The 22116-nt window shown below is 40.2% G+C and carries 13 protein-coding genes and 1 pseudogene; 11 read left to right on the forward strand and 3 right to left on the reverse strand.

What is annotated here, in order from left to right:
* Positions 1 to 116 precede the first annotated feature (116 nt).
* The 5 genes from HWQ42_RS32200 to HWQ42_RS32220 all read left to right on the forward strand — a co-directional run bounded on the left by HWQ42_RS32200 (position 117) and on the right by HWQ42_RS32220 (position 10310).
* Entirely contained in the window at positions 117 to 1049 is a 933-nt protein-coding gene (locus HWQ42_RS32200) for a DUF1822 family protein (protein ID WP_292819320.1), read from the forward strand.
* Between the two features lie 23 nt (positions 1050 to 1072).
* Positions 1073 to 3451 (forward strand): CHASE2 domain-containing protein, encoded by a 2379-nt coding sequence (locus HWQ42_RS32205; protein ID WP_292819323.1) that lies wholly within the window; start codon positions 1073 to 1075, stop codon positions 3449 to 3451.
* The gene (locus HWQ42_RS32210; protein ID WP_292819326.1) at positions 3444 to 4244 is read left to right on the forward strand and encodes a DUF928 domain-containing protein; all 801 of its coding nucleotides are present in this window, start codon (positions 3444 to 3446) and stop codon (positions 4242 to 4244) included. The genes HWQ42_RS32205 and HWQ42_RS32210 overlap by 8 nt, the downstream gene beginning before the upstream one ends.
* Before the next feature lie 41 nt (positions 4245 to 4285).
* Positions 4286 to 7405 carry a filamentous hemagglutinin N-terminal domain-containing protein gene (locus HWQ42_RS32215; protein WP_292819329.1) on the forward strand — a complete coding sequence of 1040 codons (3120 nt, stop codon included), beginning with the start codon at positions 4286 to 4288 and terminating at the stop codon, positions 7403 to 7405.
* Positions 7406 to 7691: 286 nt separating this feature from the next.
* Positions 7692 to 10310, forward strand: coding sequence for a CHAT domain-containing protein (locus HWQ42_RS32220; RefSeq protein WP_292819332.1), 2619 nt, complete (start codon positions 7692 to 7694; stop codon positions 10308 to 10310).
* Positions 10311 to 10409: 99 nt separating this feature from the next.
* Here the strand turns inward: HWQ42_RS32220 and HWQ42_RS32225 are convergent, their stop codons facing one another.
* The 3 genes from HWQ42_RS32225 to HWQ42_RS32235 form a co-directional block, all read right to left on the reverse strand.
* Entirely contained in the window at positions 10410 to 12215 is a 1806-nt protein-coding gene (locus HWQ42_RS32225; RefSeq protein ID WP_292819335.1) for a S8 family serine peptidase, read from the reverse strand.
* A 169-nt stretch (positions 12216 to 12384) separates the two neighbouring features.
* Complete coding sequence (locus tag HWQ42_RS32230) at positions 12385 to 12594, reverse strand: hypothetical protein (protein WP_292819338.1); 210 nt, start codon at positions 12592 to 12594, stop codon at positions 12385 to 12387.
* 220 nt (positions 12595 to 12814) lie between these two features.
* On the reverse strand, positions 12815 to 13096 hold the full coding sequence (locus HWQ42_RS32235) for a hypothetical protein (protein ID WP_292819341.1): 282 nt from the start codon (positions 13094 to 13096) through the stop codon (positions 12815 to 12817).
* 417 nt (positions 13097 to 13513) lie between these two features.
* Between HWQ42_RS32235 and HWQ42_RS32240 the strand changes: the two genes are divergently transcribed.
* From HWQ42_RS32240 to HWQ42_RS32265, 6 genes and pseudogenes are all read left to right on the forward strand, one after another.
* Entirely contained in the window at positions 13514 to 14116 is a 603-nt protein-coding gene (locus HWQ42_RS32240) for a helix-turn-helix domain-containing protein (protein WP_292819356.1), read from the forward strand.
* Positions 14117 to 14142: 26 nt separating this feature from the next.
* Positions 14143 to 17172 (forward strand): annotated as a pseudogene (locus HWQ42_RS32245) (peptidase domain-containing ABC transporter).
* A 37-nt stretch (positions 17173 to 17209) separates the two neighbouring features.
* Positions 17210 to 18592 carry an HlyD family efflux transporter periplasmic adaptor subunit gene (locus HWQ42_RS32250; RefSeq protein WP_292819344.1) on the forward strand — a complete coding sequence of 461 codons (1383 nt, stop codon included), beginning with the start codon at positions 17210 to 17212 and terminating at the stop codon, positions 18590 to 18592.
* A gap of 42 nt (positions 18593 to 18634) precedes the next feature.
* A complete protein-coding gene (locus HWQ42_RS32255; protein WP_292819347.1) occupies positions 18635 to 19381 on the forward strand; it encodes a peptidylprolyl isomerase in 747 nt (248 codons plus the stop codon).
* A 392-nt stretch (positions 19382 to 19773) separates the two neighbouring features.
* The gene (locus HWQ42_RS32260; protein WP_292819350.1) at positions 19774 to 21177 is read left to right on the forward strand and encodes a serine/threonine-protein kinase; all 1404 of its coding nucleotides are present in this window, start codon (positions 19774 to 19776) and stop codon (positions 21175 to 21177) included.
* A 333-nt stretch (positions 21178 to 21510) separates the two neighbouring features.
* Positions 21511 to 21831 (forward strand): hypothetical protein, encoded by a 321-nt coding sequence (locus HWQ42_RS32265; RefSeq protein ID WP_292819353.1) that lies wholly within the window; start codon positions 21511 to 21513, stop codon positions 21829 to 21831.
* Positions 21832 to 22116 lie beyond the last annotated feature (285 nt).

Here is a 22116-nt window from a genome sequence, read left to right on the forward strand (position 1 = left end):
CTATGCTAATTAAGCATTGTACTCTTTTTTACTCTTCTGTTTTGTCTAAGTCCCGCTAATTCTAGTGGCTCATACCTCCACCAAAGAGGAATTTAAAATTTTCAGCCCCTATACCTGTGGATGGAAGGCATCGAGCAGAAGAGTTACGCAGACAACAAGCCACACAAGCAAAAGGTGAACAAGTTTATCTCAATACTTTGTCTGTATCTTTTGTAAACTATTATCTATGTTGCATGGGATTTGAAACAGACTTGAATAAAAGTGACAGTTGGAATGTCATCCAACAGACACTTATGGATGTCGCTGATTTGTCGCTTAAAAACTTAGGCTTGTTAGAATGTCGCCCAGTATTGTCAGATGCACAATTTGTTTATGTGCCGCCGGAAGTACAGTCAAATCGAATTGGTTATGTAGCTGTGCAGATATGCAAATCATTTAGAGAAGCGAAATTGTTGGGATTTGTCAAGCAGGTACAAACTGACTTGTTACCCATTAACCAATTGCAACCTTTAGATGAACTATTAGAGTATTTAGAAGAACTTTCTCAAATCCAACTTGCTGATAATTCGCTGACCTGTAATCAGAATTTAGTTAATTTGAAGCAATGGTTAGAGAATATTTTTGAATCTGGGTGGCAAGAAGTTGAGACTCTTTTAGGGACTCCAAGTATCAATCCAGCTTGGAGTTTGAGAAGTGCTAATGGCGCTTTTATTAGTAGGGGTAAGCTGATTGATTTAGGAAAAATTTTGAGCGATGCCTACGGCGGGCTACGCCAACGCGCAGTGGTTTTAGTTGTCACCCTGCCTCCAGACAACGAGCAAGAAATGGACGTTATCGTAGAAGTATATCCAACAACTGGGCAACATTATCTACCCCCAAATCTACATCTAATGATACTAGATTTTGAGGGAGCATCTGTGATGGAAGCTCAAACTAGAAGCAGTAATAAGAATATTCAATTGCAATTTAGTTGTGAGATGGGAGAACGTTTCAGCGTTAAACTAGCTCTGGGAGATATCAGCATTACAGAAAATTTTGTCATTTGTTAATAACAATAGCAGGGGTACTGCCAATGAGAAAATTAGTTGTGCTGAAGCTAGATGGCGATTTGCACTTAGGCGTGCAGGTAACGCTGGAGATTGGAGAAGAAGGCAAACGCCCCACTACAGAAATTACTGGCAAGCTGCCCTCTAATCTAGATATGGCAACAGCAATTGACCAGTGGCAGTTGAATTATCGCAGTTTGTGGAAATTTACCCGCATCAAAGCAAAAAAAATTATTTACGATGGTTCTATCTCCCAGCGACGTAAGGAGTACGACACAAAAGCTAGTGAGGTGCAGGAGCATCTGAATAAATGGTTGCTGTCAGAATCTTTCCGTCCCGTGCGGGAAAAATGGCTCAAACATCTGATGCCAGACGAAGAAATACGGGTGTTGATTCGCACTCACTGTTTGCAACTCAAGAAACTTCCCTGGCATTTGTGGGATTTGATAGATAGAGATTACCTCAAAGCTGAAGTTGTTCTCAGTATTCCAGAATCAGAACGAGTAAAACCCGCATTGCAGACATCTACCTGGAGAAATAAAATCAGAATTTTGGCAATTTTAGGCCATAGTGACGGTATTGATGTCGAGCAAGACCGCCAGTTACTAGAGAAATTACCTAATGCCGCTACAACTTTTTTAGTAGAACCTCAATATTCAGATATCAACGAAAAATTGTGGAAACAACCTTGGAATATTTTATTTTTTGCAGGTCATACCAAAAGCGAAGGTGATACTGGTTGTATCTATATTAATAAGACAGATAAATTAACAATTGATGAACTCAGACATGACTTGAGAAATGCTGTTGCCAACGGATTACAATTAGCGATTTTTAACTCTTGTGATGGATTAGGATTAGCGCGAGAACTACAAGATTTACAGATTCCGCAAATTATTGTTATGCGAGAACCAGTGCCAGACTTCGTAGCTCAAAAATTTTTAAAGCATTTTCTGGAGGTTTTTTCATCAGGAAAATCTATATATGCTGCGGTTCGCACTGCCAGACAAAGGCTTAAAGGAATAGAAAAGGAATATCCAGGTGCAAGTTGGTTGCCAGTGATTAACGAACATCCTGCGGTAGTGCCGATGACTTGGCAGTTGCATCGAAAAATGTTTGCTCCCAAGAGTGGAATGGCAATATTGCTGACAAGCTTGTTGGTAACAAGTTTAGTTTTGGGAGTGCGGTATTGGGGTTATCTGCAAACCTCGGAATTACAAGCTTTTGACCATTTTATGCAATTGCGATCGCAACTTGTCACTGAACAACCCGACGAACGGATTTTAATTATCACTATTGATGAAGCGGATATCCAGTATCAACTCAATAAAGGAATGCAAATGCGATGGTCATTATCTGACCAAGCCCTTGCTCAACTATTAGAAAAATTAAATAAGTATCAACCACGAACTATCGGTTTAGATATTTATCGGGATGGTATTTTAGATCCAAAATATCTAAATTTAGCTACTCGTTTTCAGGAAGATAACCGTCTATTTTTTGTGTGCAAAGTTGCTACTATTTATGATGATGGTGATACCGATGGAATTCCCCCACCTTCTGGAGTTTCCAGAGAACGCTTGAGTTTTAGTGATTTTGTTGCAGACGAAGAAGATATTGCTCGTCGCCAACTTTTACATTTGACTCCTCCCTCAAAATCTCTATGTACCACAGAATACGCTTTTAGTCTACAACTAGCACTTCATTATTTAGATCAAGAAGGCAAAACATCAAGTGTTACGAAAGGAGATTATTTGCAGATTGGTAACGTTGTGTTTGAGCAATTAAACGAACACACTAGCGGTTATCAAAAAGTGGATGCATCTGGTTATCAAATATTGTTGAATTATCGTTCTCTCTCCTCAGTGGAAAAAATTGCCGAGCAAGTTAGTTTGAGAGATGTGTTAGATGAAAAAATCCCATTAGAATCAGTTAAATTACTCAAAGACCGCATTGTTCTTATTGGTCTTTCTGCCCCCACCACCAACAATCCTAACGATTATTGGAAAACACCTTTTAGTTCTAATGCAAAACCGAAGCAAAAGCAAATACCGGGAGTGTTCGTACAAGCGCAGATGCTAAGTCAAATCCTGAGTGCAGTTTTAGACCGCAGACCTTTGTTGTGGTGGTGGTCTGGATGGATGGAAGCACTTTGGATATGGGGATGGTCATTAATAGGAGGTATTACAGCATGGTATTATTTAAAACCGCTGCACATCGGATTAGCGGTGGTAGTAACACTTTTAATATTATTTGGGTTATGTTTTGGCATTTTTACGCTGGCTGGATGGGTGCCACTTATCCCTCCAATATTAGCATTACTAGCTACCCAAATAATAGTAATTTCATGGTTTAAACATTTACATCTTAGTAAGAGAAAACAATTAAATTTTGGTCATGATTAGAAAAAAAATCATTCAACATGCCTGTATAATTCCTTTGCTAATTATTAGTACAACAAATTATTCACAATCAGTGCAAGCACATCTGACTGATTCGATTCAAAACACTTTTAAAAATTCGCATTTCCAATCTTTTCGCCAACCAAAATTGCCCAGAAATGGTGCACCGACAGGTCGGCGCAGAGCCGGGGCTGGGCGTAATCCTGAGTGTCCTAACTCTCTGACACGTCTGACTGCTTTAGTACCTGGCGATGCAGAGGAATCATTTTTAGCATCAACAGTTGCAGAAAATCCAACATTTTGGTTTTATGTTCCCCAATTACCACAAACCACGCGTTATGGAGAATTCGTGTTACAAGTGCTAGATGGTAAAGATGTACAAAATGTTTATCGAACACCTCTTACTCTCTCTGGAAAATCTGGTATTGTTAGCATTAGTTTGCCATCGCGATCGCAATACTCTTTAAAAGCAGATAAAAAATATCACTGGTATTTTCATATTTATTGTGGCGATCCGCAAAAAATATCTGATAATTTTTATGTAGATGGGTTTGTGCAAAAAAAGGTGATGACAGAGGCTCTTCATAGTCAATTGAAGACCGCAAAATCAAGGGAGTACATTGTTTATAGTAGCAATAATATTTGGTATGATGCCCTAACTAATTTAGGTCAACTGCGCCGCGCTAATCCGCAGGATGCAACTATTAATAAAGATTGGGTTGACTTATTAAATGTAGTTGGCTTGCAAGATATTACTAAAGAGCCAATTGTAGAGCATTACAACTTAGAAAAATAAGACTAATCACACAGTGAAGTTACTAATTTCTTAGAGGTGTTATGTCAGAAGTAACTCAAGATTGGGGATGTTGGTGTAGTAGTTTTGTGGCGTGTGGGATGTTAATTGCTTCTTGGCAAGAGTCTGTTTTGGCTCAAATTACCCCGGATAACACCTTGCCTAATAACTCCAGCGTCACAAGAGAGGGGAATATCTTCAATATTACTGAAGGAACGCAAGCAGGAAGTAATTTGTTTCATAGCTTTGGCGAATTTTCTGTGCCTAATGGTAGCGCTGCTTCCTTTAATAATGCTGTAGATATTCAAAATATCATTAGTCGGGTTACAGGTGGGTCAGTTTCTAATATTGAAGGGTTAATTCGCGCTAATGGTACAGCTAATTTGTTTTTGATAAATCCAAATGGGATTATTTTTGGACGGGAGGCAAGACTAGATATTGGTGGTTCGTTTGTAGGGACTACAGCTAATGCTATTGAATTTGGCGATCGCGGTTTTTTTAGTGCTACTAATCCAGAAAATTCTACATCTTTGCTAACAGTCAATCCTTCCGCCTTACTATTTAATCAAATTGCTACTGCGCCGATTCAAAATAACTCAATAGCACCCGCAAAAACAGATCCAGCAGGTTTTGATGCATTTGGTTTACGAGTACCAGATGGAAAAAGTCTACTGCTGGTAGGTGGTAATGTCAGCATGGATGGAGGACGATTAAATGCTAATGGTGGACGAGTTGAGTTAGGAGGATTGGCAGAACCTGGTACTGTAGCGTTGAGTGTAAATGGCGATAATCTCAGCTTGAAATTTCCTGAGAATATTGCGCGAGCAGATATATCCTTTATTAATAGTTCACGTGTACTTGTAACTGGGATTGGTGACGGTAATATTGCAGTCAATGTCAGAAATCTAGAGATTTTAGGAGGAACTGTCCTAAGTGCTGGTATTAGCCAAGGTTTGGGGACACCTGAAACTGTTGCAGGAGATATTACGCTTAATGCTACCGATGAAATCAAAGTTGTAGGCAGTGGGAGCATAATTGCCAATCTTGTGCGTTTAGGTTCAAAAGGTAATGGGGGTAACATTACTATTGATTCTGGTTCCTTCTGGTTACAAGGTGGCGCTCAACTTACTGCCTCAACATTTGGACAAGGGAATGCAGGGAATGTGACAGTGAGTGCAAAAGATGCTGTTTCTCTTGCAAATGCTGGCATATTTAGCACAGTGGCATCAGAGGGTGTCGGTAGGAGTGGCAATATAGACATCAATGCTGCAACATTATCACTAATTGATGGCGCTCAACTTACTGCCTCAACATTTGGACAAGGGAATGCAGGGAATGTGACAGTGAGTGCAAAAGATGCTGTTTCTCTTGCAAATGCTGGCATATTTAGCACAGTGGCATCAGAGGGTGTCGGTAGGAGTGGCAATATAGACATCAATGCTGCAACATTATCACTAATTGATGGCGCTCTACTTACTGCCTCAACATTTGGACAAGGGAATGGGGGGAATGTGACAGTATGGGCAAAAGATACTGTTTCCCTTGCCAATAATGCTGCCATCTTCAGCACGGTGGAAGCAGGGGGTGTCGGTAGAGGTGGCAATATTGACATTAATGCTGCAACACTATTACTAATTGATGGCGCTCAACTGCTAACCTCTACTCGTAAAGCATCTGCTACCCAGCCAGCAGGACAGGGAGATGCGGGGAATGTCAATGTTAATGTTACTGGTGCTGTCAATATTGCTGGGAGAAACGGTTTGATTAGTAGTGGAATTTTAAGCACGGTGGAAACCGGGGCAGTTGGTAATGGGGGTAATATTACTATTAACTCCGGTTCATTCTCATTACGAGACGGCGCTCAACTTCAGGCTTTAACATTTGGACAAGGGAATGCGGGGAATGTGACAGTGAGTGCAAAAGATGCTGTTTCCCTTGCAGATAATGCTTACATTTTCAGCACAGTGGAAGCAGGAGGTGTCGGTAAAGGTGGCAATATCGATATCAATGCTGCAACACTATCACTAATTGATGGCGCTCAACTAGTAACCCTTACTCGTAGTGCATCTGATACCCAACCAGCAGGACGGGGGGATGCAGGGAATGTCAATGTTAATGTTACTGGTGCTGTTGATATTGCTGGGCAGAAAAACGATTCTGTCAGTGGGATTGGCAGTTTGGTGGAAACGGGGACAGTAGGGAATGTGGGTAATATTACTATCGATTCTGGTTCTTTCTCATTACGAGATGGTGCTTTTCTGACTGCCGAAACTTTTGGACAAGGGAATGCAGGTGCAATCGAAGTTAATGCGGCTGATTTTGTTACCATTTCTGGTAGTAGTTCAAACTTTAACAGTGGCTTGTTCGTTAACTCCCAAAGTACGACGGGTACTGCTGGAGATATTATCGTCACCTCGCCTAGAGTTACCCTAGACAACAGTGGCAGACTTGATGCCGAATCTGCATCGGGTAACGGTGGCAATATCAACTTACAAACTGATTTACTCCTTCTCCGTCGTGGCGCTCAAATTACCACCACCGCAGGTACAGCACAAGCTGGTGGTAATGGTGGCAACATTACTATCAATGCCCCGTTAGGTTTCATCGTTGCCGTACCTCTTGAAAATAGTGACATCACTGCTAATGCTTTTACAGGCACAGGTGGGAGAGTGGATATCAAAGCCTCTGGTATTTATGGTATTAAGTTTCGTGAAAGTCCAACTCTCTTGAGTGACATCACTGCTAGTTCAGAATTTGGTACGCAAGGCACTGTAGAATTAAACACACCTGATATCGACCCTAACAGTGGCTTAGTTGAATTGCCAACAATATCAGTTGATACTGAAGTAGCCCAAGGCTGCTATAGTCCAGGTTATGCTCAAAGCAAGTTTGCGATTGCCGGACGAGGTGGTTTACCAGCCAACCCTAAAGATATTCTCACTCCTGATGCAACCCAAATAAATTGGGTGTCTCTTAAACCCAGCAATAACAACCGTTCCCTACCACCTATTGCCACTAAACCAACTACCTCCACTCCCAAACGTATTGTTGAAGCCACAAGTGCAGTGCTAAACGCCAAAGGGCAAATAGTCCTCACTGCTAATTCATCTACCGCTACTTCTCACACTTCCAGACAGAACCCAATTCAATGTCATGGTAGCTAAAGTGACTCAGGCTTTTATAGCATTCTGCTTGCTCATGTTGTTCAACAACCTGACAATTACACTTTTTTGGACAATATCAACCGTTTTAATTTCACACGAAATTGCAGAGTTATAAATAGTTGTGTTAGATTTCTATTCTAAATAACTAGAAAGAATAAGTATTATAATTCTAAAATAACTTATATTTTTGAATTATATGAAACTTTTAAAGCATTTATTAATAGCATTATTGACTGCATTACTGTGCATATATTGTCCGTATATCTTTAACTCATCTAATTATTTAATGGTGGCGTTTGTAAAATCACGCTCTTCCCCTGTAGTCGCCGATGCGCGTAGTTCAAAATCTACAACCCTGTCCTTTTCTATTTTAACAACAACCTCTGCTGTCAATCCAACTAAGACTTATAGTTTAGTGCAACAAAGTCAAGCACTTTATGAAGTGGGACAGTTTATGGAGGCGGTACAAGTTTTAAGAAAAGCAGCTAATGAATTTACGGCTAATAATGATTCGTTAAACGAAGCTATAACTTTGAGCAATCTTTCTTTAGCCTACCAAAAACTAGGACAATGGCAAGAGGCAACTGAAGCGCTCACACAAAGTATTAAACTATTACAAACTCTCAAAGATTTTAATTCTTCACAAGAACAATCGCAAATATTTGCCCAAGCTTTAGATGTTCAAGGAAATCTGGAATTAGCACGGGGGCAAACTGAAGCCGCTTTGGGTACTTGGCAAGAAGCAGCTAAAATTTATCAACAATTAGATGATACATCAGCGCTGATTCGCAATCGGATTAATCAAGCCCAAGCAATGCAAGCTTTGGGAAATTACTTGCAAGCACATAAAACATTAATTTTGGTACAAGGAATTCTCCAAAAACAACCAGATTCTTCTCTGAAAGCCACAGGATTGCAGAGCTTAGGGAATGTGCTGCGAGGTTTGGGTTATTTAAACGATTCGCACAAAATTTTAGAAGAAAGTTATTCTGTGGCTAGGAAAGTGGGAGATGCGATCGCTCAAAGTAATGCTTTACTGAGTTTAGGTAACACAGCCCGCGCTCAAGCATACGCTCAAGTTAGTTTAGGTAACTCAAACAGCGCCGATGATTACACTAAAACAGCAATCCAATACTATCAACAGGCGGTGCAAATTGCATCTGCAACATCTACTGTGCGCCTCCAAGCTGAACTAAATCTATTAAGACTATTAGTAGAACAAAAAAAAATTAGCACAGCAAAAGCATTATTATCCCAAATTCAGTCTCAGATAAACAATTTGCCTCCAAGTCGGACGGCTGTTAATTACCGAATTAACTTTGCCCAAAGTCTGAGCAAAATGATCCAAAACGAAGTTCAGCCAAAAGATATTGCTCAAATGCTCGCCCAAGCTGTAGAAATTGCTAAGAGTTTAAAAGATGAACGAAGCGAATCTTATGCAATTGGTACTCTTGGCGAACTATACGAACAAAGCGGACAGTTATCTGATGCCAAAGGCCTCACGCAGCAAGCCTTAGTGAAAGCTGAGTCTATTGATGCTCAAGACATTGCTTATCAATGGCATTGGCAAATGGGACGGATATTTCAAAAGCAATCCAATATCCCAGCTGCAACAGCAGCTTATAATCGAGCTTATAACGCCCTCAAATCCCTTCGTAACGATTTAGTTGCAATTAATCCTGATGTCCAATTTTCCTTCCGCGAGAGCATAGAACCAGTATATCGACAGTACGTTGATTTACTGTTGCAATTGGAGGAAAATACTCAAAAGTCAGATCATCTCCTTCAAGCCCGCCAAGTAATTGAATCTCTCCAATTAGCAGAATTAGATAACTTTTTTCGTTCGCCTTGTTTACTACCAAGAGTTGGACTTGATCAATTAGTTGAAAAAGAAAAATCCACAGCGGTTATCTATCCAATTATTTTAGATAACCGACTAGAAATTATTACTAGATTGCCAGGGCAAGATACAATTTACCACAATACTACTAAAATATCTAAAAATGTATTAGAAAAAACTGTAGAACAATTACAAAAAGATTTACCGATTGCTAGCCGAGAACCTGATGTTAAGCAGTATTCACAACAGTTATATGATTGGTTAATTAAACCTATTGAAGCAAATTTAGCAACCCAAGAGATAAAAACTTTAGTGTTTGTACTAGATGGTGCGTTGCGGAATATCCCAATGGCGATTCTCTACGACAAACAACAGCAAAAATATCTAATAGAAAATTATGCTATTTCTTTGACCCCTGGTTTGCAACTTGTTGATCCCAAACCTTTACAAAACGTGCAGCTAAATGTTTTAGTTGCCGGAGTTGAGCAAGAACGCTTAATTGAAGGTCAATCTTTTTCTGAACTCTCAAATGTGACACAGGAATTAAAACAAGTCCAGTCTTCAGTGAAAAAAAGTAAACAACTTTTAAATCAGGATTTTACTCAAACTAATCTGGAAAAGCAAATTCAATCTAGTCCGTTTTCAGTGGTACATCTAGCAACTCACGGGCAATTTAGTTCAGACGTTAAACAAACTTATATTCTCACCTGGGATAAATTACTGAAGGTTAGAGAATTAGATAATTTACTACGAACTAGGGGTGAAAGCCGACCAGAAACAATTGAATTACTCGTTCTTAGTGCTTGTAAAACTGCCACGGGAGACAAACGAGATGCTTTGGGATTAGCTGGCGTGGCGGTGCGGGCGGGCGCACGCAGTACGCTAGCAACTTTGTGGACAATAGATGATGAATCTACTAGCGAGTTTATGGGTGAATTATACCGACAGTTGGATGCTGGGGTAACTAAAGCCCAAGCTCTGCAACGCGCCCAACTGGCAATTTTAGCTAAAGAAAATCGCCCATATTTTTGGGCACCTTATGTTCTGGTAGGTAATTGGTTGTAATTATACTGATATGTAGATTACTTTACCTTGCTGAAGGACTGCGATCGCCACATCAATTTCTTCGGGTCGAGTCCAATCTCCAAAGCCAACCCTTTCTTACTATGCCAACGCTATAAAGTTTTCCACCCCAATGGTGCTAGCTTGTATTCCAATAAGTTCTGCTAGTCTTTCTTGCGTATTTGTAACCTGAATTGAAGTGCTAAAACTGCCTTGCGTAACTGTGAGTTGCTCAAATGTTAGATCCTCTAAGATGAAAAAGTCCTCTCCATGACGATAGTCAAGTATTTTATCTTGTCCGTAAAGCGATCGCAGTACAAAGCGATCGGCTCCTTCTCCACCGATCAGGATATCGTTGCCCTTACCGCCATCGAGGACATCATTGCCGCTACCTCCTATTAAAATATCTGCTTCTTCTCCTCCTACTAAATAGTCGCGTCCCTGACCTCCAATGAGAATATCAGCACCGTTGTTGCCATAAAGATTGTCAGCAGAATCCGTCCCGTAGATAAAATCCTTATAGTCAGACCCTATCTTTTTGGAAAAAAATGACTCTATAACAGCTCTATCTGCCTGTACAAGCCCTGAACCTTCTCCTATAGAAAACGCAGTATTTTGGACTTTAGTACGAATCTCTTCAGGGATAAGTTTCCCATCAGCTCGCTCTAACATTAAAGCGACTATACCTGCTACATGAGGAGCAGATGCTGAAGTACCTAAAAATTCAGCTAATGGGGAATCAATTGGGAAATTAGTTGCAGCGCCATCTGGAGCATAGATTTCTGGTTTATTTCTAAAAATGGGATTAACTAATCTATTACCTTCAGCATCAAACAAAATTGGAGAGCCACCACGACTTGAATAACTCCTGACTTCTGTAGGATTGTCTATGTCAGTTGCGCCGACTGTAATGGAGTTAGGTGCATTGCTATAACCATAAACTGACCTATTATTGGCATTTTCGTCTATGTATTCGTAGTCGATTTTGCGGTCTGCCCCATTAGCACCACTAACCCACTTGATAAACGTTGGTTTTTTGGATACATCATCACCAACTTTGGCAATTACAAAGTAAAGCTGTTCATCCTTTTCAGGAGCATACACAAGTCCTTGAAGGGGAACATCTACAGCAGACTCACTAGTGAATCCTGAGATCGCGACAATATTATCTGGGTTCGGCAATTCAGGCGTATTTACTAAAAACTGGACATATTCCGTTTTGATTTCCCCAATCGGATTGTCCCATCCCAAAAGAGGGCTGATCAGTGTATTTTCCTCTGGGAGATTGATGTTCTGAAAGAAATCTACGCCATCAGTGAGGTCGAAATCGTGGGCTTGAAATTGAAGACCTTCAAGCTCAAACTCAGCGCCTGGACGAAATACACTTTCGTATGAAATTCCGCCATTATTCCCAGCCGCAGAGACAACTATTACGCCTTGATTGATCGCTGCTTCGATAGCCTTAGCTGCTTTACCGTCTTGTAGAAGAGAAGCAGGAATGACAGCGTCTTCAACGATGATATCAACCCCGGCAGCAGTAAGAGTAGAAACTGCCTTGGCAAAACTTTCTTCATCTGCAAAGAGCCTGTTTCGATCCTCTTCAATGAAGGTATGAAAAAATAACTCTGCCCCTGGTGCAATATCGTGAACTATCTGACCTAATGCCCTACCTTCATCTAATAGTGGCTCATTACTGTCTGCAAGGATGTTGACAGGTTGCTGATATCCAAATGGATTCGCTTTTCCAGGCAAATCTCCACTTTTAACATTTTCACTTAATCCAGAAAGCGAATTGAAACTATCCGAGATGATGCCTACTTTAATTCCTTGACCGTCAAGACCAAAAAGCTGACGTGCAATGTCTGCTTTGAGGATTTGATCGCCTTGAGTTGTTACTTTGCCTACCATAAATCTGGATATTGAATGACAAAAATCGAGCTACTTTATTTTGTATGTATTAATTAAACTCCTGAAACTAAACCAAGTTTAGTTTCAGGAGTTTCGTATCATTTAATGCTTATCTGAAAGGCACTAAGCAACACAGTTATGAGCCTAACACTCAGATTTTATTTGGTCTCTAATCTGAAGTAGATAAAGAAGCCACCCAAGCTAACACTCTACTACCTGTTCTAATCAAAGTAATATCGTATGCAACACGAGCAGCAATAGGACTTTTAGTAGCATACAATGTAGCTGCGTATCCTCCTCTAACAATATTTATGTCCTCGCAGCTTAATTCAGATAGTGAGCAAGCATTATCTAAATTTAATACTTTAATGTGTGCCATTGTTTTCTTTGTCCTTAATAGAGTTGTTTGATTGAGATTTAACTGACTCCTACTAGAGTAATTTTTACTTGATTGACCAACAAATCTTGCTTGTATAGGTTGGTTGAATTCGTAAAACCAAAGTGAGTTTGTTTTTGTTAGGTTTTGCTACGCTCAATATCAGCCTATGAAGCATTAATGAATGTAGAATATTGGTCAGGAATCAAGTTTATTTTGACTTCTATTTTGGAGTAGATAAAGCAGCACCAAGCGGGCCTCCGGGTAATCCAGCAAAAAAGCCACCAGCTGCTCCAATGAGCGCATCATCATATTCTCTCCTTGGAGATTTCCCATCTCTACGTGCAATTTCCCCGGCAACAAAAGCACCAGCAGCAGCACCAAAAAGTCCCCCAACGATATTGTCTAGATCGTTATCGTCTAGTTCAACAACCTGATAGCCTTCAGAATCAGAAAATAGATCAGAACCAGTAGGACGCAAATCAGAAATATTGATAGTAGCCATTGAACTTTTCCTTTTAAATGAAGTTTTTTGGAATTGGTTTAGCTGTACATTGCCTAATCACATTTCAATCTTCGGAGATTTAATCTATAATTTCAAGACTTAAAACTTTCTTATTTATGCATAATTAAATGAGTTATGTTTTAATTATTCAAATATTTAATATTAAAAAATAAAAGTACTTTTATCTGAAAAATTACAGTGCAGTAGCGCATCACTACTACGAATCATCTAATTTCAAACTGAAGCTATGTTTTTTGTTGTAGATGGTGCTGTTTTTAGTTTGTCACACCACCAAAGCCTAGAAAGCCTGACTTCTGACTGTTCATCCGAATATTGTAAAGCTTTGTAACGAGATGTGGAATTCCCGGAGTTTTGATTCAGAGAAGTAACAGAGGTTCTCAGGAAATATCCAGATTAATTTCTATCTGGGCATTGCAAGTTATACCAGGAGGAATTGCTGTGGACAAGCAAGGTCTATACTTAACAACTTTCCAGCATAAGCTCTTGCTCAAGAGTCTAGAAACAGATTTACGTCCAGAATATCGCCGTCGCATTGAAATCATATTGTTGGCAGATTCAGGTCAATCTCAGACTCAAATTTGTGAAGCGTTAGGATGCTCTCAGGAGACGGCGCGGCACTGGATGACGATCGCCCAAACAGGTCAAGCTCACCATTGGAGTGATCGCCCGATGGGTCGTCCCAAGGCTGTGAATGAGCAATATCTGGCTCGTTTGCAAGAACTGGCAAGCCATAGTCCGCGTGAGTATGGTTATTCATTTGAACGCTGGACAGGGCAATGGTTAAGCAAGCATCTGACAAAAGAGATGGGGATGAAAGTTAGTGCTTGCCACATTAACCGCTTGCTCAAAGAAATGGGACTTTCGACTCGCCAGACACGCAAAACTGCCGAGAAAGAAACTGATAACGCAAAAAATTCTCGGATTACTATTGGCAACCTGCTACCAAATCCAGAGCCGGATTTTTGCTGGTCATTGAATTTCGCTAAAACAAGCAACTAATTCTGCGGTTAAACTCCCAACAAATCATGGTTCAGAACAAAACAGAATTTTCCACTCAACAGCTTGCCCAAACCTTGGGTCAGACTCTTACACAACAAGAATTTTCAGACTGCATCAAACAAATTGAAATTCTCCAACCAAGTGCAGGCAAACTGTTCTGGCAGACAGCAGACGCAAGCGTTGGCATTTATATAATTCTGGCAGGTAAAGTCAGATTGCTCGATCGCACCGATAATTTAATCGCTTCTGTGGGTACGGAAACATCATTCGGTGAACTAACGCTATTTCCAGAAGAACAATTTCAACCTTATGCTGCTAGGGCTTCGGTAAATCTTAAAGTTGGTTATATTCCCGGAAATTGTTTGCGATCGCTTATTCGCAAATATCCCTCCATTGGGCAGCATTTTCACCATCAAGCTCTACTTTGGGATTTACTGCTGTTGTTTCGCCAAAATGCGGCGCTGAATAATGCTGCTTACGAGGGTGTCATGCAAATCCAACCATTGCTAGAGCAGCACAATCTCCAAATTAACAAACTTCCATCTTCTTTACTCAAAGACCAGCAACTTTGGATACTGTGTCGCGGCGAACTACTGCACATATCAGGACTCAAACTCACTGCTGGCAATATTTACGCCTTATCTCAGTTACCTCAAGAACGTGGTTGGCAGGTAACTCAACCAACGCAACTATACAGCCTCAGCCGTTCGCATTGGGGAACAGCACTGGAATATGTACCACAACTGGCTGAACTCGATGCTAACAACCACCCAGTTACAGCGTCTGAGCCTGTTATATTTCCCCAATTTACTGTTGAGCCAAAAAAACAGTCCCAGAAAAGAATTAATAAAGCCTACTTCCCTAACCCAACCGTAAAAATCAGTCATCTATGGCAACGGATAACTCGACGTTATCCTTTCTTTGAACAGCAAAGTGCATCTGATTGTGGTGTGGCTTGCTTAGTCATGGTTGGTCTTTACTGGGGTAAGCGTTTTAGCGTCAATCGCCTGCGGGACATTGCCAACGTTGATCGTAATGGTTCATCGCTGCGAGGTTTAGCAGCCGCAGCAGAAAGCATCGGGTTTTCAACTCGACCTGTAAAAGCCAGTCTCGATAAACTAGCCCAGCAAAGCCTCCCGGCTATTGTGCATTGGGAAGGGCAACATTACATTGTTGTTTACGAAGTTAGAGGCGATCACATTATCGTGGGAGATCCTGCTATTGGTCAGCGTACCCTGACTCATACAGAATTTACAGCAGGTTGGACTGGCTATACTTTATTACTTCAACCTACAGCCCTACTCAGAGAAACAAAAGAAGCTAGCACTGCTTTCTGGCAGTTTTTTGAATTAACTAAACCTCACTGGCTGGTGTTATTGGAAGTATTTATTGCTTCTATCCTCATTCAAATTTTTGGTCTGATTACACCACTATTTACGCAATTATTGTTAGACCGAGTAGTTGTGCAGCGTAGTGAACTGACATTAACGGCTGTAGGTCTAGGCTTGGTCATATTTAGCCTTTTTAGAGTTGCCATAACTGGACTACGACAATACCTTTTAGACCACACAGCTAATCGAGTGGATCTAGCGTTGATTGTAGGTTTTATTAGCCATACCTTCCGTTTACCTCTGAAATATTTCGAGTCTCGCTACGTTGGCGATATTATTTCTCGCGTCCAGGAAAACCGCAAAATTCAACGTTTCTTAACTGGTGAAGCACTATCTATCTTTCTCGATTTACTAACAGTATTTGTCTATCTAGGAGTGATGTTTTGGTATAGTTGGAAAATGGCATTATTTACCTTAGTAATTGTGCCACCATTTGTATTATTGGCGCTGATTGCTACACCTTTTTTACAACGTGTTTCCCGCGAGATTTTTGGCGCACATAACCAAGAAATTGGGTATTTGATTCAGTCTCTCACTGGCATCCGCACGATTAAGTCTATGGCTGTTGAGCATACAGTACGCTGGCATTGGGAAGAACTTTTTGGTAAATCAGTGAAAAAGACTTTTTCTGGGCAGGTAATTGGCAACACACTGCAAATATTTAGCTCTGGAATTGAAGCTGTAGTCACCGCAGTGTTATTGTGGTTTGGGGCGTGGCAAGTGATTCAAAATGAACTCACTATTGGGCAACTGATTGCTTTTAATATGTTACTGGGTAACGTGATTAATCCCTTTCAACGGCTGATTCTGCTGTGGAATGAGTTGCAAGAGGTACTAATTGCTGTTGAGCGGATTAATGATGTGATTGATGCTGAACCAGAAGAAGATTTACAACATCAGTCTCATCAATCTTTACCACCAATTCGCGGTTACATTCGCTTTGATCGAGTTACTTTTCGTTATCACACAGAAAGTGATAAGAACACCTTAGAAAATATCAGTTTTGAAGTCCAACCAGGAGAGACGATCGCACTTGTCGGACGCAGTGGTTCGGGAAAGACAACGATATCTAAGCTGATATTGGGGCTGTATCCGCCCACAGAAGGGAAGATTTTGATTGATGGCTATGATATTACCAGCTTGTCGCTGCGATCGCTCCGCCAGCAAATTGGTGTAGTTGACCAAGATACCTTTCTGTTTGGCAGTACAATTCGGGAAAATATTAGTTTAGGTCATCCTGAAGCCTCTTTAGAAGAAGTCATAGAAGCCGCTAAATAAGCAGGCGCACATCAATTTATTAAAGAACTACCGATGAGCTACGAAACGCTTGTCGGTGAGGGTGGAGGAACGCTTTCGGGTGGACAAAGACAACGGTTAGCGATCGCCCGCGCCCTTGTAGGAAATCCTCGACTACTGATTTTAGACGAAGCTACCAGTAGTCTTGATGCTGAATCTGAACGCATCATTCAGACTAATCTCAACACAATTCTCCAAGATAGAACAACAGTGGTGATTGCACATCGCCTTTCAACAGTACACAATGCTGACAAAATTTTGGTACTAGATAAAGGCTTGTTGGTAGAAAGTGGTACCCACGAGCAATTAATGGTTAAACGCGGTCACTATTTCTATCTCAATCAAAAACAACTAACTGTAGCAATTTAAATCAATTATTTGGCGTTAATTAATTAGAGACCTAACAATGACAAACGAATTTACTACACAAGAGCAATTGAGTCAGAATGGTCACTATCCTAGTAGTCAACTGGACTTAAAACCTCAGTCAAAATCTTCTACATCTGTGAGTGAAGATTGGTCTTCTTTAACCAAAGAATTAATTGATACATTGCCACAAGTTTGGACACGAGGATTGCTATATTGGCTAGTAATATTTGCTGCGATGGTTTTACCTTGGGCGATGCTATCTAAAGTAGACGAAACAGGTAGTGCTAGAGGACGACTTGAACCTCAAGGCAGAACTGTAAGATTGGATGCACCTGTTACCGGAAAAGTTGTAGCCATCAAGGTTAAAGAAGGAGAAACTGTCAAAGCCAGACAAATTTTACTGGAGTTAGAGTCTGATTTAACTCGCACTGAACTACAACAAACTCAGTCCAAGCTAGAAGGTCAACAAAATCGCGTAAATCAGCTTCAGTTATTAAAAAATCAACTCACAATGTCTTTACGCACTCAGCAATTACAAAATCAAGCTCAACAGTCTGAGCAACTTGCTCAACTTGACCAAATTCAGCAACGGCTTAATTCCAGTCAACAAGTATATATTTTAGAAAAAAATCGCCTGAAATTAGCTAATAATGAAAAACAACGTTATCGATATCTTTGGCAAAAAGGTGCTATTTCTAAAAGTAAATTAGAAGAAATAGAAGGCGCTATGTTTGAACGCCAGGGACTTCTAGAACAAGCTCAATCAGATATCCAACAAGCTACTACCGAAATTACCAAGCAACAAAGCACCAATCAACGTATCAGTCGTACAGGTGAACTTGCACTTTTAGATAGTCAAAAGCAAATTAAAGAACTTCAATCTCAAGTTGTCGATGTACTATTAGAAATTAACCAAACCAAAAAACAAATTCAGTCTTTGCGATTTCAAGTACAACAGCAAACTCTTCGCACTCCCACTGATGGCACAATTTTTCAGTTATCTATAAATAATGCCGGAGCAGTCGTACAACCAGGACAAATGATTACTCAAATTGCACCTCAAGGAGTATCTTTGATATTTAGAGCCGAAATGCCCAGTCAAGAAAGTGGTTTTCTCCGGGTAGGAATGCCTGTAAAATTGAAATTTGATGCTTATCCTTTTCAAGATTATGGAGTAACTGAAGGCAAACTTCGCTGGATTTCTCCAGACTCTAAAGTTGTAGAGACTGCCCAAGGCAAAGTAGAAAATTTTGAACTAGAAATTAAATTGCCAAAAACTTATATCCAAACTAAAAATAAACGGATTCTATTAACAACAGGTCAAACAGCAACTGCTGAGGTAATTGTTCGGGAGCGTCGCATTATTGACTTTGTGTTAGATCCATTTAAGAAGTTGCAAAAAGGTGGTTTAGAACTTTAGAAAAAGTTGAGCAAAAATCGATTATTACTAAGGAGCTAATTTATGTCAGAAATTTTTGCTGTCTCCCAAGAAGAGATTATTCACCAAATCAAACTTTCCTGCCAAATTCCTACTATTGTTGAGACTATTTTCAGTCGCAAGATTATTATAGATTCAGCGCAAGAAGCAGATATAAAAGTTGAAACAGGAGAACTTCAAGAAGCCGCAGATAGCTTGCGGATGATGAACAAGCTTGAGAATGCTGAAAATACTTGGTCTTGGCTACAAAAACACGGTCTTTCTTTAGATGATTTTGAAGAGTTAGTTTATTATAATGTTCTCTCCTCAAAGTTAGCAGAACATTTATTCGCCGACAAAGTTGAACAGTTCTTTGTTGAAAATCAATTTGATTATGCTCAAATAGTCATGTATGAAGTTGTTTTTGATGATTTAGACTTGGCAATGGAAATGTTTTATGCAATTCAAGAGGGTGAGATTAGTTTTCCTGAAGTTGCCCACCAATATATCCAGAATGATGAGATACGCCGATGTGGAGGATATAAGGGAATACTGAGCCGCATAAATTTGAAACCAGAAATATCAACAGCTGTATTTGCAGCAACTCCACCTCAGCTTCTTAAACCAATTGTTACTTCTAAAGGAGTACATTTGATTAATGTTGAGGAAATTATGATACCCAAATTAAATAAAGCTTTACATTTAAAGATTATTTCTCATCTATTTTCAGAATGGCTGAACCAGCAATTTGAGAAAATTAAATTTGAAGTCGATGATATCCACCGAATTTAACTAGTGACTCAATTGGTTATGGGTTTGTAATGAGTTTGTATGAATATACAAATTCTGTTTTGAATTTCTCCCTTTAACCTACACCGCCACCAACCAATCGCACATCACAGATTTATAATCGAAAATTATTTATCATAATAAAACCAGTACTTTGATCGCCAATATCAACAACATATACAGGAATTTTTGTGAAATAAGGAAGCAGTTATTAGTAGTTTTCAGTCTAAAACCGTAGTAACACACTGTTGATACCTGAAAGTTTTGTGAATCACTTAAGCTATCTAATCATGCCACATTTACTAAATTGCTTGGTGCAGTGTGTACGTTAGTTATAAGAGCAATGAACAGTAAATAAAAGTGAATTTATTTGCGTACCGAGGAAATACAAAGTTATGTTTGATTTAGGGCAGACTTTGCAAGGACAATATCAACTTCAACAGCAATTAGGAAGGACGATTGCAGGTCGTCAAACCTGGCTGGCGACAGATTTGGCAACCCAAACTAAGGAGTTAGTTATCCTGAAGCTGCTGGTGTTTAGCACTGAACTTCATTGGGACGATTTGAAACTATTTGAGCGCGAAGCCCAAGTCCTGCAAAATCTCAATCATCCGAAAATTCCCCGCTACCGAGATTACTTTTTAGTTGAGCAGCAACCAGGAACGTCACTGAGTTGGTGGGGGTTAGTGCAAGATTATATTCCCGGTTCCACCTTACAAGAGTTGTTGGAGCAGGGCAAAAGATTTAGCGAACAGGAACTCCGCACAATTACCAAAGAAATTTTGCTCCTTCTGATTTATCTGCACCAGCTAAATCCTCCAGTTCTCCATCGGGATATTAAGCCCAGTAACTTGATTCAAGGGCAAGACCAGTCAATCTATCTTGTGGATTTTGGTGCGGTACAAGACCGCACAACTGTCACTGGGTTAACCTTTACTGTGGTAGGCACGATTGGCTATACCCCAATGGAACAGTTTTGGGGACGAGCTGTACCAGCCTCTGACCTCTATGCTTTGGGAGCTACTTTAATTTATTTGCTCACAGGCGTGGCTCCGGCTGAACTACCTCAGAATAACTTGCGAATTCGATTTCGCGATCGCACAAACCTGAGTTCAAAATTTGGAAGTTGGATTGAGAAACTGATTCAACCAGACTTAGAACAACGATTTGCCGATGCTTGCACCGCTCTGAAGGCACTTGAGCAAGAGCAGGAGTTGAGTTCTCAAATGACTCGCTCCAAGAAGAACCCAGGTGTATACTGTATTAGACCTTCTATTGTGGTGACAAAAAGGTCAGCAGAAGAATTAGAAATTCATAAATTTGAGGAACCAGTAGATTACGAAAGTCAACTAATATGGATATTTTTCTGGTTTTTGTTGGCGGGATTGCCTAGTATATTTGGAGGAATAGGAATCAGCATCTTTTTTTGGCTATTGTGGGTGCTGTTTTCATCGTGTTCACTGCCAGATTTAATAGCTAGAAAAATTAGTTTACTCAGGGGAGAGAAGCGCGGTGCTTTTATTCGCTTTGATGCGAAAAAGCGACGTTTTGAATTTAGTAGCCGTTGGTTTAGATACTCTGAATCAGGCTCAGATTTAATTGCAAATATTCGCTCTATTTATGTATCTCAATACAGTGATCTTGTGGTAATTGGTAGCGGCAATGCTATTAGGATCGACGGCTGGCATGTCATTATCCGTACAGACCGTCGCCACAGGTTACATTGGCACTTAAACGAGGAAGAATGTGCTTGGCTGGTTAATGAAATTCAAACTTGGCTCAATCACTACTGGTACTAAGTTGCATTACACAATATGTGTGCTTTTAGCCACTTCGAGCGAAAGAATGGTTCTGGAATGGTGTAAACTAGCTAAGTTCTAACTTATAGTAATGTTTTTACCTCCTGGCTCAAATAGTATTGCTTTTATCTCTCTATCGGCTAATACCCTAATTTCTCAATCAAAGCTACACTACCATCGGAAATTGCCATAGACGAAAGCTAGAGCAGTTTTTGATGAAGTAAATTATATAGGAGACAATAAATGTTGTCCCCAGCTTATCCATAGTAAATACCGTTATATCCCTCTTCTGTCACTTTCCGGGAGGGCGATTGCTAGAAGCCTTATGAGGCAATGAATACAAGCTATACTATTAGAAAAAAATCGGTCTTGTATTTGTTATTAGAAAATAATCGTGCGATGCCTGCGGCGGGCTACGCCTACGCAGGCTATACAAAAGCTCTAGAATTTAGAAATGGCAAATCTTTTCGGAGAGTGACAGAAGAGGGATATAATACTATTCACCTCAAGTTTCGTACTTTACGCAAAAAACGAATAATCTTGAAGTTGGCATTACAAAGGTTAGAAGTCAGCACAAGCCAGCGTATTACAGATGGTATCCGCGATTTTGAGCTTCTCCTTCCTTGGTGTATCACAGGATATGGTTGCTGGTGATGGGCTGCTGATGAGCGGGAATCTGGGAATACAGGAAGTAGCGACACCGGACAGCCCGTCGTAGACATCGCTCTTATGGAGTGTAGTCTAGTCTCTCCAATCGATTCTTACGAGTGATTGCCGAAAGCCTATTGATGTTGTGGCTATTGGAGTGGGTGGGGTGTTGGTTGGAAATCTGGTGCGAAGTCGCAGAAATTATAGGATTGCATTAATGGCTTTCATAACTAATTATATCATGTTCGGTAAATCACTTACGATTAAGCCCCGATTTTAATCCACCAGTGA

The organism is Nostoc sp. JL23 (assembly GCF_017115065.1).
GTDB classification, from domain to species: domain Bacteria; phylum Cyanobacteriota; class Cyanobacteriia; order Cyanobacteriales; family Nostocaceae; genus Nostoc; species Nostoc punctiforme_A.

Bases quoted from the DNA above. Each gene is read 5' to 3' on its own strand.
- HWQ42_RS32220 (WP_292819332.1), top strand. From the start codon at position 7,692: ATGGTGGCGTTTGTAAAATCACGCTCTTCCCCTGTAGTCGCCGATGCG.
- HWQ42_RS32255 (WP_292819347.1), top strand. From the start codon at position 18,635: ATGTCAGAAATTTTTGCTGTCTCCCAAGAAGAGATTATTCACCAAATC.
- HWQ42_RS32230 (WP_292819338.1), bottom strand. From the start codon at position 12,594: ATGGCACACATTAAAGTATTAAATTTAGATAATGCTTGCTCACTATCT.
- HWQ42_RS32260 (WP_292819350.1), top strand. From the start codon at position 19,774: ATGTTTGATTTAGGGCAGACTTTGCAAGGACAATATCAACTTCAACAG.
- HWQ42_RS32265 (WP_292819353.1), top strand. From the start codon at position 21,511: ATGAATACAAGCTATACTATTAGAAAAAAATCGGTCTTGTATTTGTTA.
- HWQ42_RS32235 (WP_292819341.1), bottom strand. From the start codon at position 13,096: ATGGCTACTATCAATATTTCTGATTTGCGTCCTACTGGTTCTGATCTA.
- HWQ42_RS32210 (WP_292819326.1), top strand. From the start codon at position 3,444: ATGATTAGAAAAAAAATCATTCAACATGCCTGTATAATTCCTTTGCTA.
- HWQ42_RS32215 (WP_292819329.1), top strand. From the start codon at position 4,286: ATGTCAGAAGTAACTCAAGATTGGGGATGTTGGTGTAGTAGTTTTGTG.
- HWQ42_RS32205 (WP_292819323.1), top strand. From the start codon at position 1,073: ATGAGAAAATTAGTTGTGCTGAAGCTAGATGGCGATTTGCACTTAGGC.
- HWQ42_RS32225 (WP_292819335.1), bottom strand. From the start codon at position 12,215: ATGGTAGGCAAAGTAACAACTCAAGGCGATCAAATCCTCAAAGCAGAC.
- HWQ42_RS32250 (WP_292819344.1), top strand. From the start codon at position 17,210: ATGACAAACGAATTTACTACACAAGAGCAATTGAGTCAGAATGGTCAC.